The 15,166-nt window shown below is 71.4% G+C and carries 17 protein-coding genes; 9 read left to right on the forward strand and 8 right to left on the reverse strand.

The features are described 5' to 3' along the window. Positions 1-60: 60 nt before the first annotated feature. Positions 61-1,008 carry a phosphotransferase gene (locus ACQP2F_RS37225; protein WP_433295978.1) on the reverse strand — a complete coding sequence of 316 codons (948 nt, stop codon included), beginning with the start codon at positions 1,006-1,008 and terminating at the stop codon, positions 61-63. Positions 1,009-1,021: 13 nt separating this feature from the next. Then, complete coding sequence (locus ACQP2F_RS37230; RefSeq protein ID WP_433307741.1) at positions 1,022-1,945, reverse strand: phosphotransferase family protein; 924 nt, start codon at positions 1,943-1,945, stop codon at positions 1,022-1,024. A 63-nt stretch (positions 1,946-2,008) separates the two neighbouring features. Between ACQP2F_RS37230 and ACQP2F_RS37235 the strand changes: the two genes are divergently transcribed. The 4 genes from ACQP2F_RS37235 to ACQP2F_RS37250 all read left to right on the forward strand — a co-directional run bounded on the left by ACQP2F_RS37235 (position 2,009) and on the right by ACQP2F_RS37250 (position 5,021). Further along, on the forward strand, positions 2,009-2,965 hold the full coding sequence (locus ACQP2F_RS37235; protein WP_433295980.1) for a DNA polymerase domain-containing protein: 957 nt from the start codon (positions 2,009-2,011) through the stop codon (positions 2,963-2,965). Positions 2,966-3,279: 314 nt separating this feature from the next. Next, a complete protein-coding gene (locus ACQP2F_RS37240) occupies positions 3,280-3,798 on the forward strand; it encodes a sigma factor-like helix-turn-helix DNA-binding protein (protein ID WP_433295982.1) in 519 nt (172 codons plus the stop codon). Beyond that, positions 3,764-4,741 carry a hypothetical protein gene (locus tag ACQP2F_RS37245; RefSeq protein WP_433295984.1) on the forward strand — a complete coding sequence of 326 codons (978 nt, stop codon included), beginning with the start codon at positions 3,764-3,766 and terminating at the stop codon, positions 4,739-4,741. Before ACQP2F_RS37240 ends, ACQP2F_RS37245 begins: the two co-directional genes overlap by 35 nt. 85 nt (positions 4,742-4,826) lie before the next feature. Then, positions 4,827-5,021 (forward strand): DUF397 domain-containing protein, encoded by a 195-nt coding sequence (locus ACQP2F_RS37250; RefSeq protein ID WP_433295986.1) that lies wholly within the window; start codon positions 4,827-4,829, stop codon positions 5,019-5,021. Here the strand turns inward: ACQP2F_RS37250 and ACQP2F_RS37255 are convergent. Further along, the gene (locus tag ACQP2F_RS37255) at positions 4,976-5,719 is read right to left on the reverse strand and encodes a DUF6082 family protein (protein ID WP_433295988.1); all 744 of its coding nucleotides are present in this window, start codon (positions 5,717-5,719) and stop codon (positions 4,976-4,978) included. The two genes, ACQP2F_RS37250 and ACQP2F_RS37255, sit on opposite strands and share 46 nt — an antisense overlap. Positions 5,720-5,776: 57 nt before the next feature. Continuing rightward, positions 5,777-6,304: a hypothetical protein gene (locus ACQP2F_RS37260; RefSeq protein ID WP_433295990.1), complete on the reverse strand. Its 528-nt coding sequence runs from the start codon at positions 6,302-6,304 to the stop codon at positions 5,777-5,779. Positions 6,305-6,416: 112 nt separating this feature from the next. Between ACQP2F_RS37260 and ACQP2F_RS37265 the strand changes: the two genes are divergently transcribed. After that, positions 6,417-7,529 (forward strand): sensor histidine kinase, encoded by a 1,113-nt coding sequence (locus ACQP2F_RS37265; RefSeq protein ID WP_433295992.1) that lies wholly within the window; start codon positions 6,417-6,419, stop codon positions 7,527-7,529. Positions 7,530-7,540: 11 nt separating this feature from the next. After that, the gene (locus ACQP2F_RS37270; RefSeq protein ID WP_433295994.1) at positions 7,541-8,200 is read left to right on the forward strand and encodes a response regulator transcription factor; all 660 of its coding nucleotides are present in this window, start codon (positions 7,541-7,543) and stop codon (positions 8,198-8,200) included. A gap of 17 nt (positions 8,201-8,217) precedes the next feature. Here ACQP2F_RS37270 and ACQP2F_RS37275 read toward each other — a convergent pair whose 3' ends face one another. Beyond that, positions 8,218-9,087: a PhzF family phenazine biosynthesis protein gene (locus ACQP2F_RS37275; RefSeq protein ID WP_433295996.1), complete on the reverse strand. Its 870-nt coding sequence runs from the start codon at positions 9,085-9,087 to the stop codon at positions 8,218-8,220. Between the two features lie 23 nt (positions 9,088-9,110). Between ACQP2F_RS37275 and ACQP2F_RS37280 the strand changes: the two genes are divergently transcribed. Beyond that, complete coding sequence (locus tag ACQP2F_RS37280) at positions 9,111-9,656, forward strand: AAA family ATPase (RefSeq protein ID WP_433295998.1); 546 nt, start codon at positions 9,111-9,113, stop codon at positions 9,654-9,656. Here ACQP2F_RS37280 and ACQP2F_RS37285 read toward each other — a convergent pair. Next, positions 9,636-10,580 carry a hypothetical protein gene (locus tag ACQP2F_RS37285; protein WP_433296000.1) on the reverse strand — a complete coding sequence of 315 codons (945 nt, stop codon included), beginning with the start codon at positions 10,578-10,580 and terminating at the stop codon, positions 9,636-9,638. The two genes, ACQP2F_RS37280 and ACQP2F_RS37285, sit on opposite strands and share 21 nt — an antisense overlap. Before the next feature lie 107 nt (positions 10,581-10,687). On the opposite strand from ACQP2F_RS37285, the gene ACQP2F_RS37290 reads away from it, so the two are divergent. Next, on the forward strand, positions 10,688-11,107 hold the full coding sequence (locus tag ACQP2F_RS37290; protein ID WP_433296002.1) for a PPOX class F420-dependent oxidoreductase: 420 nt from the start codon (positions 10,688-10,690) through the stop codon (positions 11,105-11,107). Here the strand turns inward: ACQP2F_RS37290 and ACQP2F_RS37295 are convergent. Both ACQP2F_RS37295 and ACQP2F_RS37300 read right to left on the reverse strand, forming a co-directional pair. Further along, a complete protein-coding gene (locus ACQP2F_RS37295; protein ID WP_433307743.1) occupies positions 10,998-11,531 on the reverse strand; it encodes a hypothetical protein in 534 nt (177 codons plus the stop codon). The genes ACQP2F_RS37290 and ACQP2F_RS37295 overlap by 110 nt on opposite strands. After that, positions 11,462-12,250, reverse strand: a complete 789-nt coding sequence (locus tag ACQP2F_RS37300) for a glycoside hydrolase domain-containing protein (protein WP_433296004.1) — start codon at positions 12,248-12,250, stop codon at positions 11,462-11,464. The genes ACQP2F_RS37295 and ACQP2F_RS37300 overlap by 70 nt, the downstream gene beginning before the upstream one ends. Before the next feature lie 172 nt (positions 12,251-12,422). On the opposite strand from ACQP2F_RS37300, the gene ACQP2F_RS37305 reads away from it, so the two are divergent. Then, complete coding sequence (locus ACQP2F_RS37305) at positions 12,423-15,155, forward strand: putative bifunctional diguanylate cyclase/phosphodiesterase (RefSeq protein WP_433296006.1); 2,733 nt, start codon at positions 12,423-12,425, stop codon at positions 15,153-15,155. Positions 15,156-15,166: the final 11 nt, after the last annotated feature.

The raw sequence follows: 15,166 nt of genomic DNA on the forward strand, positions 1-15,166 counted from the left end.
ATGCGCTCGACCGGAGTGAGGAAAGCACGGCGGTCGATGGGCCGCGGTTGCGCCACTCGGTCAGCCCGGGGTGGTGAGCGCGGCCACCACCTCGGCGCGGTGGGCGGTCCACCAGCGCAGGAAGGCACCGCGCCGGGTGAAGAGGTGGTCGCAGCTGCGGTCGCCCTCGTCGTAGTGGCGCCGCAGCGGCCACGTCTCGGTCAGCAGCGTCCACCAGCGACGGTCGGCGGCGTCCGCGAGCTCCGCGTCGGTCAGCGGGATCCGGCGGCGGTAACCCTGGGCGAACGCGGCGGCCCGGCCGAGGTCGAGGCCGGTTTGGTCACCGGTGCTGAAGCAGATGGTGGCGGTGCGGACCACCTCCAGCCCGTACGGGCGGACGCCGAGCCGGTCCCAGTCGAGGATGCCGGTGATGCGGTCGCCGACGGTCAGCAGGTTGAACGGCTGCAGGTCGCCGTGGGTCCAGCCGCCGGGGGCGATCTCGCGGTCGGGCGGCCGCCCGGCGGCGTGCTCCAGCAGCAGCTCGCGCCGCCAGGCGATCTCCCGCCGGGCGAGCCGATCGAAGTCGTCGACGGGCGCGATGGTGGCGTACTTCTCCAGCGCAAGGCGTGCGTCGGCCGGCGGAGAGTCGGGCACGGCGGCCGGCGGCGGTGAGCAGAGCGAACCGAGCTCCCGGTGCAGGCGGCCGATCATCTCCCCGAAGCGGGCACAGGCCTCCAGGGAGAACGACGAGCCACGGAAGTGCGATCCCGGAAGCCAGGCATGAGCGGCGTACCAATCGGAATCCACGCGCGCGACCGAACCCTCGGCGACCGGAAACCCGCGGGCGGCGAGCGGGGGCATCAGGGCCTGCGCCGCGCGCACGTCGGCCACCGGGCGATCACGGAGCTGCTTTATCGCGTACGTGCCGATGGTGGTCCTCAGTCGCCAGCTCTGGTTCATGACGCCGGTCGTCACGGGACGACAGTCGACGACCTCACCCAGCTGGAAGGCCGCCGCGACGCGGGACATCGGGTCCATGGTGCTAGGCCGGCTCGCGCAGGAGGGCCCGGATGCGCTCGATCGACTTGGCGAAGTAGCGGTGGCCGGCCGGGCGGGTCAGGAAGTCGGCCAGCGAGTAGAGATCGAGCGCCCGGCTCAGGCGCCGCCAGTCGTCGGGCAGGTCGCCGCCGCCCGCGCGGAAACCGGCCAGGAACGCTTCCTCGAAGCCGGCCGGACGCGGGTCGCGCAGCATGTTGCCGACGTCGAAGAGCGGCGCGCTGCTGAACGCGAACTCCCAGTCGAGCGCGGCCACCACCTGCCAGCGGTCGTCGCGCCGGGCGGCGAGCAGGTTCTTCGGGTTGTAGTCGGCGTGCACGAGCCGCCGGCTGCCGGCCAGCACCCCGAGCGCCGGCGTCACCGACCCGGCGAAGCGCAGCAGGGCCCGCTGCTCGTCGTGGCTCAGGTGGCCGGCCGCGTTGCCCTCCTCGAGGCAGCGCGCCACGAACTGGTCGAGACCGGCGGTCGGCTCGGCGGCGGGCGGCCCCGGCGTCAGGGTCTCATCGGCGAAGAATCCGGGCGCCTCGAACTCGACCGAGCCGATCGCGGCCAGCGTCTCGCCCACCGACCGGCCCAGCTCGGCGACCCCGACCTCGTCCAGCGAGGACATCAGCTCGCCGACCGGATAGCCGGGCACGAACTCGTACAGCATCACGTCGCCGGCGGCCACCACCACCGGGACCGGGACGACACCCGCCAGCCGCCGCATCAGGGCGGCCTCGACCGCGCTCTTGTTGCTGCCGAGGTAACGGCGCAGGACGTACGAGTCGCCCTCGGCAGTGGTGATCAGGATGTTGTGGTTGCTGTACCCCCCGGTCAGCTCCCGCGCCGCGACCACCTTGCGGCCCGGCAGTGCGACCTCGTCGACCCAGCTCCGGAGCGACGGCTCCAGCTCCCCCGCGTTCGTCATCACGGCAGCCTCCTACCCGGCGCGGGGGCCGGACAAGTCCGGTCCGTAGGGCAGGATGGGTCCGTGGCGGAAAAGGGTGAGGAACGGGACGGGGTCGCGCTGACCAACCTCGATCAGGAGCTCTTCGAGGGCGCCGGGGCAACCAAGCGCGACCTGATCGACTACCTCGACGCGGTCCACGGGCGCATCCTGCCCGTGCTGGCGAACCGGCCGCTGTCGGTCATCCGTCTGCTCCGCGGCCAGGAGCAGTTCATGCAGAAGAACCTGCCCAAATACACACCCGACTGGGTGCCGCGCACCGAGGTGTGGGCGGAGGCCTCGCACCGCAAGGTCACCTACGGCCTGTGCAACGACCGGCGGACGCTGCTCTGGTTCGGCAACCAGCGGGCGATCGAGTACCACCCGGCGCTGATGCTCGCGGGCGACCACCACCCGACCCACATGATCATGGATTTGGACCCGCCCGAGGGCGCCGGCTTCGATGCCGTCGCGAAGGCGGCCAAGCTGGTGCACCGGGTGCTCGACGACATCGGCATGGCCGGCGCGGTGAAGACCAGCGGTTCCAAGGGCGTACACATCTTCGTTCCCCTCGACGGCACCGCCGAGGCCGAGGAGGTCGCGGCCGCGACCAGGGCGTTGGCGGTACGCGCGGAGAAGCTCGACCCCGAGCTGGCGACCACGGCCTTCATCCGTGAGGATCGGCACGGCAAGGTCTTCCTCGACGCGACCCGGTCCGGGGGCGCCACCGTCGTCGCCGCCTACAGCCCGCGCATCCGCGAGGGCGTGCGCGTCTCGTTCCCGATCGGGTGGGACGACCTCGACGACGTCACGCCGGCCGACTTCACCATCCACACCGCCCCCGCCCTGCTCGGGGACGGCGACCCGTGGGCCGGCTCGATGCCGGCGCCGCAGCCGCTGGACCGCGGCCTGATCGAGGAGGGCCACACGATCCCGGTCGCTCGCGTGCAGGCCATGCACGAGGGCAAGCGCCGGGCCCGCGCCAAGCGCGCCGAAAGCTAGACCCTCGCGTAACCCCACCGGTCGGCGACTCGTTGAAGGCATGACTGGCGTTCGTAAGTATGCGCGGAACTGTCCGTAAATTTCGGGTATGGTAAGTTCGCCCAGTCGCTGACAGGCAACGCCCGACCTGCCTGGCCACCGAAGCGTCGTCGCGACCCCGGTGAGCAAGCGCACTTCTCGCGATGAGCCGTACCTGTCTACCGCCAGCGGTACGTCACCCACAAAGTTTCCACCCGGCCCCCTGTGCCGGGTTTTTTCTTTCCCTTTTCCGGCGCCACACCACATACGAGGAAACCACCTTGCGAGAGTCGTCTTTGGAGCGAGACCTGCCCATCGAGCAGGTGAACATGTACTGCGCCATCCGCCGGGATCTGACACCACGCATGCCGCCGGGTGAACAGCCCGACCGGTTCGCCCTCGGGCGTGCGATCGAGTATGTGCCGCCGGCGGACGCGGGCCACCGCCGGGACGAGATCACGGCCTGGATCATCGACACCCGGGAGCTGGTGATTCCGCTTTGGCGTGAGCACTACGTCGACCCGGTGAAGCGCGAAGAGGCACTGCGGCATCTGCACGAGCTGCACGACGGCGACTGCCCGAACGTGGACCTGTTGCTCAAGAAACTGGCGCCGGTCAAGCAATGGGTCTATCTGTTGCGCGAGAACGACCGGTTCAACAGCCGCCAGACGGCCGCGATCCTGAATCTCAGCATTCGCAAGGTCAAACGCCTGCACCAGTCGGCCCGCAAGGAAATCGTGCGGAACTCGACGGAAAATCCGAAAAAGGGGGAACCGAACAGTGCAACTAAAATCAAGACGTCTTGTCTTCGGTGACGACGTCCGGAGCGCGGCGCGCGAGGGCCGGTTCCGGCTGTTGCACATCGAGGCCGGCCTGGGTCTGCACCGCATCGCTCATCGCCTCTGGGCCGAGGGCGAGCGGGATGTCGCGCGCGACTGCCTTCGCGTCGCCGCGCGATGCGAGCTGGCCGAGGCCGAGACCGACCTGCTCACGTTGCGCATGACGCGAGGCAGCGACATCGCCCGTTGCGCCGATGTTCCGCTCGGGCCCGAGGCATCCTCGGGCCCGAGCGCCCCGGCCTCTCGCCTCTACCTGATGCGTGCCGCCTGCCAACGCGGCCGGCAAGCGGTCATGCATACGCCCTTGGTCCTGGCCTGCCTGCTCAGCCTGGCCCTTGGCCTGCTGGTCCGGGTCCCGCTCGCCGGCCTCGAAGCACTCGCGCCGCGACCAGCACCAACCGCCACCGGCGAGGAGATCCGGTTCTTGGGAGCCGTCAACGTCCGGCTGCGGCCCGGCCCGAGCGGGCAATCGCCGGCGAAGTCGTCCACTTTGCCCGGCGCGGCCGAGTTTCGTGCCGAGCTCGTGCCCCCGGCCGATGCGGACCATTACGTGGTGACCCTGCATTCGGCCCGGGGAAAGCAGCCGTGCATGTGGCGAATCGTCGGAACGTCCTCGCACGGTCCGCCCAGCACCGCATCGGTCGCCCTCCGCCCGGGCGAGCTGCAGGAGGTGAAGGTAATGGCCGGAAAATGGTCGAGCCTCGCCGTCTATGCCGATCCGCAGGATCAATCCAGTAATTGTTCGGTAATCGGTGGAAGAACCGATCAGGGGCGGGTAATGTCGGTTCCGGCGGCCACGGCTCTCAAGCCGATGTCACCGTCGTCCGACCGGGCGGTCATCCCCGCCGAAGCGTCGGTAGCCGATCCGCGGATCAGCGCTCCCGGGCCCTTACCGACTCCCCGCCCGGCGAATTCATGAGTTAGCTGCTTCATTCCCTGGGGCGGCGTCCGGAATCAAGTTCCGGACGCCGCCCTTTCTCGTGCCCGGAAAGAGGTGAACCGCCATGCCCGACCCGTTCGACGGCGACCTCCGTTGGCAGCGGAGCAGCCGATGCGTCGGCGAAAATCATTGTGTCGAGGTCGCCCGGGCAGGCGACGTGGTCATGATGCGCGATTCCAAGAACCCGGCCGTCGTGTTGACGTTCGGCCTGTGTCAATGGCGCGACTTCACGGCCCGCACCCGCTCGGCGGCCCGATGATGACGTAGTCGTCGAGCGCGGCTCCGCCCGCCGGTCGCCGGTGCGACACCCGGCTCGTCGCGGAACAGCTCCGCGGCGCGCTCGGGCGCACCGGCGGCCTCGGCCAGCCGGAACTCGGTGTCAACTATGCGGTAGAACCGGGCCCGCCACCCGCGGGCGGCCTGCAGGCGCCAGGCGCCGTGCATCCGCCAGTACGCTCGCGGGACCTCGCTGCCGGCCATCGCGCGCACATACGAGCGAACCGCATTGTCACTCAGGTCGCCGCAATGCCAGGAGTACATCCACGACGTGATGATCGAGCTGGTCTGATAGAAGAGCCGCTCGTCTATCGTTTCCGGCGATACCCGCGGCCCCCAGCACTGGCAATATGCCGGATTATCCATGGCTCGCCGCAGCGCTTCCGAGTGCATCTCGCGGGCCCGCAGGATGTGCTCCTGCCGTAGCTGACGGTGTTGCACGAGGACGGCGACGCAGAGGGCGAGCGCCGCGAGCAGTGCCGACACCGGGCCATATGCCTGGCCGATATCACCGAGCTCGTGCCAGTCCGACTCGTCATTCTGGACGAACCGCAGGACCGCGGGCGAGACCAAGATCGCCCCGGCTATCAAACCCAGCCCGGCGAGGGCGAAGATGAACTTCGCGGCACCGCTGAGCAGACTTGCCAAGGCGTTTCGAGGGGGGATGGGCGGCAGCGACATCGGGCTCTCCCTAACTCGGCGCGCCGGACACCTGGAGTGTCTGCCCTCCCGTCCACCTCAGACCAGGTCGCGCCAGAAGGGGACGGTCGGTCGCTTCGCGACGGCCGCTGGCGAGCCCAGCGCGAACTCCCGGTTGAGCCAGTCGGAGATGTCGTTGCCGTACTGCACCACGTCGGTCTGGTAGATCGACAGCACCGGGTGGCCGGTCGTCGCGGCCGGCAGGAAGCGGTGCGCGTAGAGCGGGATCATGCGGGGCACGGTCATCAGGTAGCCGCGGGCCGTGGCCAGCGCCGCGCCGGCGGACGTCGGGCGGGGACCCCATCCCTCGTACCAGAAATCGTTCTCGGCCACGTCGAAGAGGACACCCTCGACCGGCTCGGCGAGCAGCGTGCGCAAGGCCTCGCGGTCGGGGCCGCGCCAATCGGGCCAGCCGCGGCCGGTGGGCAGGCCGCCGGCGAGGAAGGCCCGGTGGTCGTCGGCGAAGCGGAAGCCGAACTCGGCCTCGGTCGCGGCGATCTCGTCCTCGGTGAGGCCGGTCGCGATGCGGAATCGTCCGGATGCGCTGAGCATGTCCGCGGCGGTCACCCCGCTACCTTAACTACATCGAACGGTGTACGCGCGTAGTCGGGAGGCGTCGATGACAGTGACCGCCGCGGGACGACGCGGGGCTGCCACCTCGGAAAATAACGTTCCGGTCATGACAAGGACATCGACGGTCGTAGCATCCCTGCTCACTCTCGTGGGTGTGCCCGCCGGCCTGGCGATCACCGGCGGCAACACCCAGACGGTCATGACCACGACGCTCGCCTTGTGGCTCGCCCTGTTCACGCTCGCGATCGGCCGGTGGCCGCTGACCGTGCTCATCGTGCAGATCCTGTGCGTGGCCGCCTTCCGCGGCGGCAGCCTGGTCGAGTCCGGCTGGGTGTGGCCGTCGACGGCCGCCCTCGTGGCGCTGGCGCTGGCCGGCCGGCTGCGACCGGCCGTCATCACGGCCGGGCTGGGGCTGCTCGTGGGCCTGGCCTGGGACGGGTTCGCCGACCAGCAGCACGGCGTCGACTGGGCGATCGGCCATGTCGGCGGCGAGGCGCTGTGGCTGGCCGCGGTGCTGGGCGCGGCCACCGCCTATCGCAACACGCTGCGCTGGCAGGGCGAGGTGGCGCACCGGCTCGCCCAGGACGAGCACGAGCGCGAGCTGGACGCCCGGCGGCGGCGGGCCGAGGAGCGGGTCGGCATCGCCCGTGACCTGCACGACGTCGTGTCGCACACGCTCGCGGTGGTCGGCGTGCACCTGAACGTGGCGCTGGACGCCTTCGACTCCGACCCGGCCGAGGCCCGCGAGTCGCTCCGCCTGGCGCAGGAGGTGCGCGGCCGGGCGATGACCGACCTGAAGTCGCTGGTCGGCGTGCTGCGCGAGGGTTCGGCGATCGCGGCGCCGACCGACGACCTGACCGGCCTGGAGCGGCTGGCCGAGCAGGTGCGGGCGGCGGGCGTACAGGTGTCGGTGAACGAGTTCGGCGATCCGGCCGACGTCCCGGCGCCGGTGGCCACCGCGGTCTATCGGGTCGTGCAGGAGTCGCTCACCAACACCGTGCGGCACGCGAACGCGAGCCGGGTGGCGGTCACCGTGCGCTATGCGCCGGCCAGCGTGGTGGTCGACGTGCAGGACGACGGCACGGGCGCGGAGATGACGGCGGACGGCCACGGCATCTCCGGGATGCGGGAGCGGGTGGCCGCGCTGGGCGGCGCGCTCACGGCCGGTCCGGGCAAGACCGGTTTCACCGTACGCGCAACGATCCCCATCGCCACCTGAAAGGCAACCCGATGACGATCTCGGTTCTCCTCGCCGACGACCAGCACCTGGTCCGCGCCGGCTTCCGCAGTCTGCTGCGGCGCGACAAGGACATCGTGGTCGTCGGCGAGGCGTCCACCGGCGACGAGGCCGTGCGTACCGCCCGCCGGCTGCGCCCCGACGTGATCCTGATGGACATCCGGATGCCCGGCCTCGATGGCATCGCGGCCACCCGCGCGGTGCTGGCCGAGCTGCCCGGGACCCGCGTCATCATCCTCACCACGTTCGAGACCGACGAGTACGTCTTCCAGGCGCTGGCGGCCGGCGCGAGCGGCTTCCTGACCAAGGAGATCGGCCCGGACGGCCTGCGCCAGGCGGTCCGGGTGGTGGCGGCGGGCGATGCGCTGCTGTCGCCGAGCGTGACCCGCCGGGTGGTCGGCCAGTTCGCGCACCGCCCGGTCCTGGCCGCCGCCACCCCCGGCGGCGACCGCCTGGCGGTGCTGACCGACCGGGAGCGCGAGGTGGTCGGCCTGGTGGCGGCCGGACTGTCCAACGAGGAGATCGCCCGCGAGCTGGTGATCAGCCCGCTGACGGCCAAGACGCACATCACGAGGGCGATCGCGAAGCTCGGCGTCCGCGACCGGGTCCAGCTGGTGATCGTCGCCTTCGAGGACGGCCTGGCCGGCTCCTGATCGCGCCCGGTAGCCCACTAGCAGCGGGCGATGCCGCCGACCCGGACTCCCTCCGGGCCGGGTGCGGCGGTCACGGTGGCCGGGCTCCCGAGGGCGTCGCCCATGTCCGCGCGCACGGCGCAACCCAGGTGGGCGGCCAGGCAGGCGGTGCTGTTGGCGTTGGCGATGTCTTCCGGTACGCCGATGGACGGCGCGAACATCCGCGCGGCGACCCGGCCCCCGCCGTCGGGCACCGAGTAGACATAGACGCCCAGCAGCCCGAGCCGGTCGGTCTCGGCCCGCAGCCGGTCGAGGTCGGGCGTGAGCGCGGCGACGGCGGCGGGGTCGGCCACCGGAAACAGGATGCGGGGCCGCCCGAGCGTGGCCATTCGAACTTCGCCCGCCGCCTTCGAGCCGATTGCCGCGGATATTTCGGAAATGTCCGGCGGAGGGGCGAGGCCGATCGGACCCGGGTCGAAGCCGGCGGCCACCAGGCCGACGGAGCCGGCGCGGCCGACAGAGCCGGCGCGGTCGGCGCGGCCGGCGCGGTCGGCGCAGTCGGCGCAGTCGGCGCGGTCGGCGCGGTCGGCGCGGTCGGCGCCATCGGCAGCATCCACGTGGCCCCGGAAGCTGCGGCCACCGACCTTCAGCAGCTGCTCACGGCGACCGGTTCGATCGGCGAGCAGCGCCAGAGCCGCGACCGTCCCGTGCCCGCACGCCGGCAACTCCCCCGCGGCGGTGAAGAAGCGCAACGAGAGATCGGGGCCGATGAACACCGCGTGCGAGGTCCCGGCCACGACCGGCTCCCGGCAACGGTCCACATCGGACCACTCGCCCTCGTCTTCGAAGAGCACGACGGTCGGGCTTCCACCTTCGCCGTCGCGTAGGCATGCGTGCACCACGGTCACGCGTCCGATCGTAAGGTGGCCGGGTGCGGCGGATTCTGGTCTACGGCGTGACCGGCTCCGGCAAGTCGACCCTGGCCCGGCGCCTCGGGCGGCGGCTCGCCCTGCCCTATCACTCGATCGACGACCTGGCCTGGGAGCCGGGCTGGGTGCCGGTGCGCGAGGAGCTGCAACGCGACCGGGTGCGCGAGATCTGCGCCGGCACGGAGTGGGTGATCGATTCCGCGTACGGGATCTGGGTCGACATCCCGCTCGGCCGCGCCGACCTGATCGTGGGTCTCGATCTGCCGCGCTGGCGTTCGTTCGGGCGGCTGCTGCGGCGCACGCTGGTCCGGCTCGTCACCCGGGAACCGATCTGCAACGGCAACACCGAGTCGTGGCGGGGCACGTTCCTCGACCGCGAGTCGCTGCTGCTGTGGCACTTCAAGTCGTTCAAGCGCAAGCGCGCGCGGATGCGGCTGTGGGCAGCGCACCCGGATTTCCCGGAAACGGTTCTGCTGCGTTCGCCGCGCGAGGTCGAGCGGTGGCTGGCGTCGCTGCCGGACCGGACCTCAGGCGCCGGCCAGGCGTAGGCGTTCATCGACCTGTTCCCGTACGGCGATGAGCGCCACCGGCGGCTGACGGTGCAACGCCTCACCCCGCGCGTTGTGCAGCGCGAGCCAGAGGCTCGCCGCCCACGCCACCTCGATCTCCTCGTCCGAGAAGCCGCGCCGCTCCTTCTGGTAGGCATCGAGGAACGCCGCCGACGACTCGACCGGGGTCAGCGTCGGCTCGGCGTAGCTGCCGAACGCCCCGGAGGCGGCCCCGGCGATCGCGGCCTCGGGCAGCCAGGCCAGGCTGTCCCAATCGTGCACCGCGTGCAGCCGGTCGCCGTCCCAGCGGATGTTCTGCGACTCCCAGTCGGCGTGCCCGAGCACGCGCGGCAGCCACGTCCCGGCCAGCCGCTCGCGCACCCGGCGGGCGGCGTCCACCACGTACGCCGGAACCAGGCTCTCGTCACGGCCGTCGTGGTGCGGATTGCGCGGCCACGGGCCGGGCTCGTCGTGGTCCCAGCGGGTCCACTCCGGATTGGGCAGCGGCGGCTCGACCGCGCCCGGCGCCGAACCGCCCACCTCGACGCCGGCGGCCAGGCCGACCAGCCGCGCGAGCCCGGTGGCGTAGCGGACCGCGGCCGCGGGAGAGTCATCGCGCGACAGCTCACCGCCCGGCCGCCACTCCTCGGCGTGGATCGCCCGGCCGCCGGTCACGGTCACGCCGGTGACCGGCGCGGCGGCAGGATAGCCGTTGAGCGCGAGGAAGCGCTGCACCTCGACGCAGGTCGCCTCGCGCCCGCTCTGGTCGGGCCGGGCCTTGACCGCCACCTCGCGGCCGTCGGCCAGGCGCAGCCCGTAGACCTCGGACATGTGCTCGGACACAAGCAGCACGTCGGAGGGCACCGAGCCGAGATGTTTGCGGCACCACGCCACGAGCCATTCGGGAACCGCCGGAGAGGCCATGACCAACACACGCAATCGCACACCGACCGGGAGAGGCCCGATCCGTCCGCCCCGACACTATGCCGGCGCCCGCGGGACAGAAGGGGCGATTGCCGTAAGGTCGGATCATGGCTGAGGATCTGCTCTGGGGCGTCATCGCCGCGGGACGGCTGGGTACGGTGGCGACGATCAAGAAGGATGGGCGGCCGCAGCTGTCGGACGTCAGCTACTTCGCCGCCGATCGGGTTGTTCGCTTCTCCACCCGTACGGCGCTGGCCAAGGTGCACAACCTGCGCCGCGATCCCCGGGTGAGCATGAAGGTCACGGCGCCGGACGGGCACGGCTACGCGGTCGCCGAGGGCACCGCCGAGCTCAGCGCGGTCTCCTGGGCCCTCGACGACGCCGTCGTGGAGGAGCTGATCGAGGTCTATCGGCTGATCACCGGCCACGAGCACCCGGACTGGGACGACTACCGCCGGGCCATGGTGGCGGACGGCCGGCTGGTCGTCCGCATCCATGTCGAGCACCTGTACGGCTGGGTCTCCTAGCCGACCGGCGAAAGCGCGTACAGGTAGAGGTTCGGCGCGGCCGCGAGACGATCGGCTTCAGCTGCTCGACCGAGACCGTCCAGCCCGCCGGCGCGGTCGCCGACACGCGCGGGAAGAGGACGCCGGGCGCCTGGCCCACGATGTCGACGGTCAGAGTCGCGCTGCCACCGGGCGGCAGCGCCGCACTCGCCGGCCGCAGCGACGCGTCCAGGCGGGTGCGGTCGTCGGCGGGCGCCCGGTTGACCGAGGGCGGCTGGTCGGCCGCCGCCGTGCGCCACGACGACGGCTGGTCGCCGACCGTGTGCGCGACCGCGCCGCCCGAGGCGATCGCCGACCACGGGATCCAGCTCCGGGTCAGCGAGTGGCCGTTGACCCGGACCCGCTGGATGTAGCGGTTGGTGTCGGAGGCGCCGGGCCCGGTGATCGTGAGCTGCCGTCCAGCCTCTTCTCGGTGGCCTTCCGCCCGCCCGTCAGCCCCACCAGTCCCGCCCGATCCTGCGGCACCGCTGGCCACGCCGCGCGAAGAGCGCGGTCCGCCCGTTGTACGGCGAGTCCGCGGGCGGCCGGAACGGGGTCACCGGATAGCCGGTCATGATGTTGGTGTCGCTGTCGGCCAGCGCCCACCGCGGCAGCCATCCGCCGTCGCGCCCGATCGCCACCACGGACAGCGCCACGTCCCGCGCCACCCGCGGGGGTCAGCAGCTCGAGCAGCTGGTTCTGCGGCCGGTAGGTTTCCCACAGCGAGAGGTTCTGGTACGGCGTGTAGCCCTCGGCCCGGTGCACCTTGCGGTCGAAGCCGGTGTACGAGCCGTCGACGTCGCCGGTCTCGGCGGCGAGATTGGCCCGGGCGCCGGCCGGACCGGTGTAGGAGCGGCCGGCTTTGAGCACGACGTCGCGGTAAGTGGAGGTGCCGAACGAGGCGAACGGGCGGTCGAACCGGGCGGTGAAGAAGACGGTGTAGTCGTCCTTGCCGGCGCAGAAGTTGCCGGCGTGCACCCGGCCCTCGATCGCGGCCGGGAAGGTGTAGCGCTGCCAGCCGGTGCGCGGCGTCGCGGTGAGCTCGGCGTTCGCCGGTGTCCGGCTGACCTGCACCACGCCGAACGGCGCGCTCGCCCCCCGGGAAGGTGTTGCCTGTGACGGCATTGATCTCCCGGTGACAACGTTGTCGCCAGCCAGTGACCGAAGTCAATGAAGCACTCCCGATTTGCACCCGGCCGCACCGGCTTTGCCCGCCGAAATCCTCAAGGCCGGGCGCGTGATCCCGATCTCGAAGACAACGACCAAGGGCTGACCGGAGACGAGTCTGATGGCAGGCATGAACGAACCGCGGGCCACGGCCCCGGTCGCGCTGGGCCGCTGGCCGCGGCTGTGCCTGATCGTGGGCACGCTGGTTCTCCTGTTCGCGCTGCTGCTCAGCACGGCGGTGGGCGGGCCCCGGTTCTCGCAGTCGGTCTCCAACTTCGGCCTCTGCCTCGGCGCGCTCGCCGCGGCCGTGGCCTGCCTCGGCCGCGCCCGCTCGTTCCGTGGCCGGATGCGCTGGGGCTGGGCCTTCGTCGGCCTCGGCGTGCTCAGCTGGGGCCTCGGCCAGTGGACCTGGGTCTACCTCGAGACGTTCCGGGGCGAGGCGGCGCCGTTCCCCTCCCCCGCCGACCTCGGCTACATCGGCATGGTCCTGCTCACCCCGGCCGGACTGCTGATCCTGCCGAGCAGCACGCAGGCGCTGGCCAACCGGGTCCGCAGCGTGCTCGACGGCCTGATGGTCGCCGCGTCACTCAGCCTGATCGCCTGGATCTGGGTCGTCTCGCCGTTGCTGAGCGAGGGCAAGGACACCGCGGTCGCGCTCTACGTGAGCCTGGCCTACCCGCTCGGCGACATCGTGACCATCACGATCGTCATCTACATGCTCGCCCAGCAGCGCCGGGACGGCCGGACCTTCGGTCAGCTGGTCCTGGTCGGCGGCGGGGTGGTAGCCTTCGCCGCCTCCGACATCTGCTACGCCTACCTCAACCTCATCGGCATGTACGCGTCCGGCGGCGTCACCGACATCGGCTGGTTCACGGGCTTCATGCTGATCCTGCTGGCGGCGGCCAAGCCGGTCCCGGCCCGCGCCGAGGGTGACGGGCCGGCCGCGGCCGACGGTCAGCCGGTCGGCATCCTGCTGCCCTACGTCGCCGTGCTGGCGGCCCTGCTCACCACCGTCGTCTGGTACGCCAAGACCGGGCACAGCAGCCTCTTCGTCGCGTACACCCGCTCCGCCCTGATCTTGTTGATCGTCGGCCGTCAGCTGCTAACCCTGCGCGAGAACCGCAACCTCACCCGTACGCTCGAGGCCCGCGTCGCCGACCGCACGGCCGAGCTGTTCGCCAGCGAGCAGCGGTTCCACGCGCTCGTGCAGCACAGCTCGGACGTGGTCACCGTGGTCTCGCCCGAGGCCGACGTGCTCTACCAGAGCGAGTCGGTGCAGCGCGTCTTCGGCTACCCGGCGCACGTGCTGACCGGCCGCCGCCTGACCAAGCTGGTCGACCCCGAGTCCGCCGTCCGGCTCGCCCAGGCGCTGCGGCAGGTCGCCGGCCGGCCGTACGCGACGACCGTGCTCGAGCTGTCCGTGCAGCACCGGGACGGCCGCCTGCGCCAGGCCGAGATGACCATCACGAACCTGCTGTCCGACCCGAGCGTGGCCGGCCTGGTGCTCAACACCCGCGACATCAGCGAGCGCAAGCAACTGCAGGACCAGCTGGTGCACGAGGCGTACCACGACGCGCTCACCCAGCTGGCCAACCGGGCCCTGTTCCGCGAGCGGGTCGCCGAGGCGCTGCGCCGCCGCGGCCCGGAGGACGACGTCACCGTGCTCTTCCTCGACCTCGACGGCTTCAAGGAGGTCAACGACAGCCTCGGCCACCTCGCCGGCGACCAGCTGCTGGTGCAGGTCGCCGACAGGCTGCGCGCCTCGGTGCGCGAGGGCGACGTGGTGGCTCGCTTCGGCGGCGACGAGTTCGCGGTGCTGATCGAGGCGGTCGGCGACGCCGACGACGCCGAGCAGGTCGCCCGCCGGATCGTCGAGGTGCTCGAGAAGCCGTTCGGCAGCGAGACCCGCGACATCCACGTGCAGGCGAGCATCGGCCTGGCCTCGGCCCGCGTCCTCGGCGCGACCGGCGGCGACGGCGCCGAGCAGCTCATGCGCAACGCCGACCTGGCCATGTACAAGGCGAAGTCGGCCGGCGGCGGATGCTTCGCCACCTACCACCCGGACATGCTGGCCGGCCTGGTCTCCCGCCTCGAGCTCGAGGCCGACCTGCGGGTCGCCCTCGAACGCGGCCAGCTGCACCTGCACTACCAGCCCACGGTCGACCTGGCCAGCAGCGAGGTGATCGGCTTCGAGGCGCTCGCCCGCTGGCAGCACCCGTCGCGCGGCATGATCCCACCGGCCGAGTTCATCCCGATCGCGGAGGCGACCGGCCTCATCGTGCCGCTCGGCCGCTGGGTGCTGCGCGAGGCGTGCCGGCAGGCCGTGGAGTGGTCGTCACGGGCCGGCGGCCGCCCGGTGAAGATGGCGGTGAACGTGTCGGTGCGCCAGTTCGACCGGGCCGACCTGGTCGACGTGGTGGCCGGCATCCTCGCCGAGACCGGCATGCCGGCCGACCAGCTCTGCCTCGAGATGACCGAGAGCGTGCTGATGACCGACACCGACGACAACCTCGAGCAACTGCTGCGGCTCAAGGCGCTGGGCATCACGCTGGCCATCGACGATTTCGGTACGGGATATTCGTCGCTGGCGTACCTGCGCCGGTTCCCGGTCGACACCCTCAAGATCGACCGGTCGTTCGTCGAGCGGCTCGGCGCCCTCACCGACGACACCGCGCTCGCCGACACGATCGTGCAGCTGGGCAAGAGCCTCGGCATGGCCACCGTGGCCGAGGGGATCGAGGAGTTCGGCCAGCTGGCGGCGCTGCGGGAGATGGGCTGCCACTTCGCGCAGGGTTACTACTTCTCGCGCCCGGTGCCGGCCGATGAGGCTGGAGCCTTGTTCCTCGCCGTTTCCACTCAGTAAGGAGCTTGCCC

It is taken from the genome of Actinoplanes sp. CA-030573 (assembly GCF_050951115.1).
In the GTDB taxonomy this organism is placed as follows: domain Bacteria; phylum Actinomycetota; class Actinomycetes; order Mycobacteriales; family Micromonosporaceae; genus Actinoplanes.

Excerpts from the sequence above, each read along its gene's own strand:
- ACQP2F_RS37225 (WP_433295978.1), bottom strand. The coding sequence starts at position 1,008 with ATGTCCCGCGTCGCGGCGGCCTTCCAGCTGGGTGAGGTCGTCGACTGT.
- ACQP2F_RS37230 (WP_433307741.1), bottom strand. The coding sequence starts at position 1,945 with ATGACGAACGCGGGGGAGCTGGAGCCGTCGCTCCGGAGCTGGGTCGAC.
- ACQP2F_RS37250 (WP_433295986.1), top strand. The coding sequence starts at position 4,827 with ATGCCCGACCCGTTCGACGGCGACCTCCGTTGGCAGCGGAGCAGCCGA.
- ACQP2F_RS37255 (WP_433295988.1), bottom strand. The coding sequence starts at position 5,719 with ATGTCGCTGCCGCCCATCCCCCCTCGAAACGCCTTGGCAAGTCTGCTC.
- ACQP2F_RS37265 (WP_433295992.1), top strand. The coding sequence starts at position 6,417 with ATGACAAGGACATCGACGGTCGTAGCATCCCTGCTCACTCTCGTGGGT.
- ACQP2F_RS37270 (WP_433295994.1), top strand. The coding sequence starts at position 7,541 with ATGACGATCTCGGTTCTCCTCGCCGACGACCAGCACCTGGTCCGCGCC.
- ACQP2F_RS37285 (WP_433296000.1), bottom strand. The coding sequence starts at position 10,580 with ATGGCCTCTCCGGCGGTTCCCGAATGGCTCGTGGCGTGGTGCCGCAAA.
- ACQP2F_RS37290 (WP_433296002.1), top strand. The coding sequence starts at position 10,688 with ATGGCTGAGGATCTGCTCTGGGGCGTCATCGCCGCGGGACGGCTGGGT.
- ACQP2F_RS37300 (WP_433296004.1), bottom strand. The coding sequence starts at position 12,250 with ATGCCGTCACAGGCAACACCTTCCCGGGGGGCGAGCGCGCCGTTCGGC.
- ACQP2F_RS37305 (WP_433296006.1), top strand. The coding sequence starts at position 12,423 with ATGAACGAACCGCGGGCCACGGCCCCGGTCGCGCTGGGCCGCTGGCCG.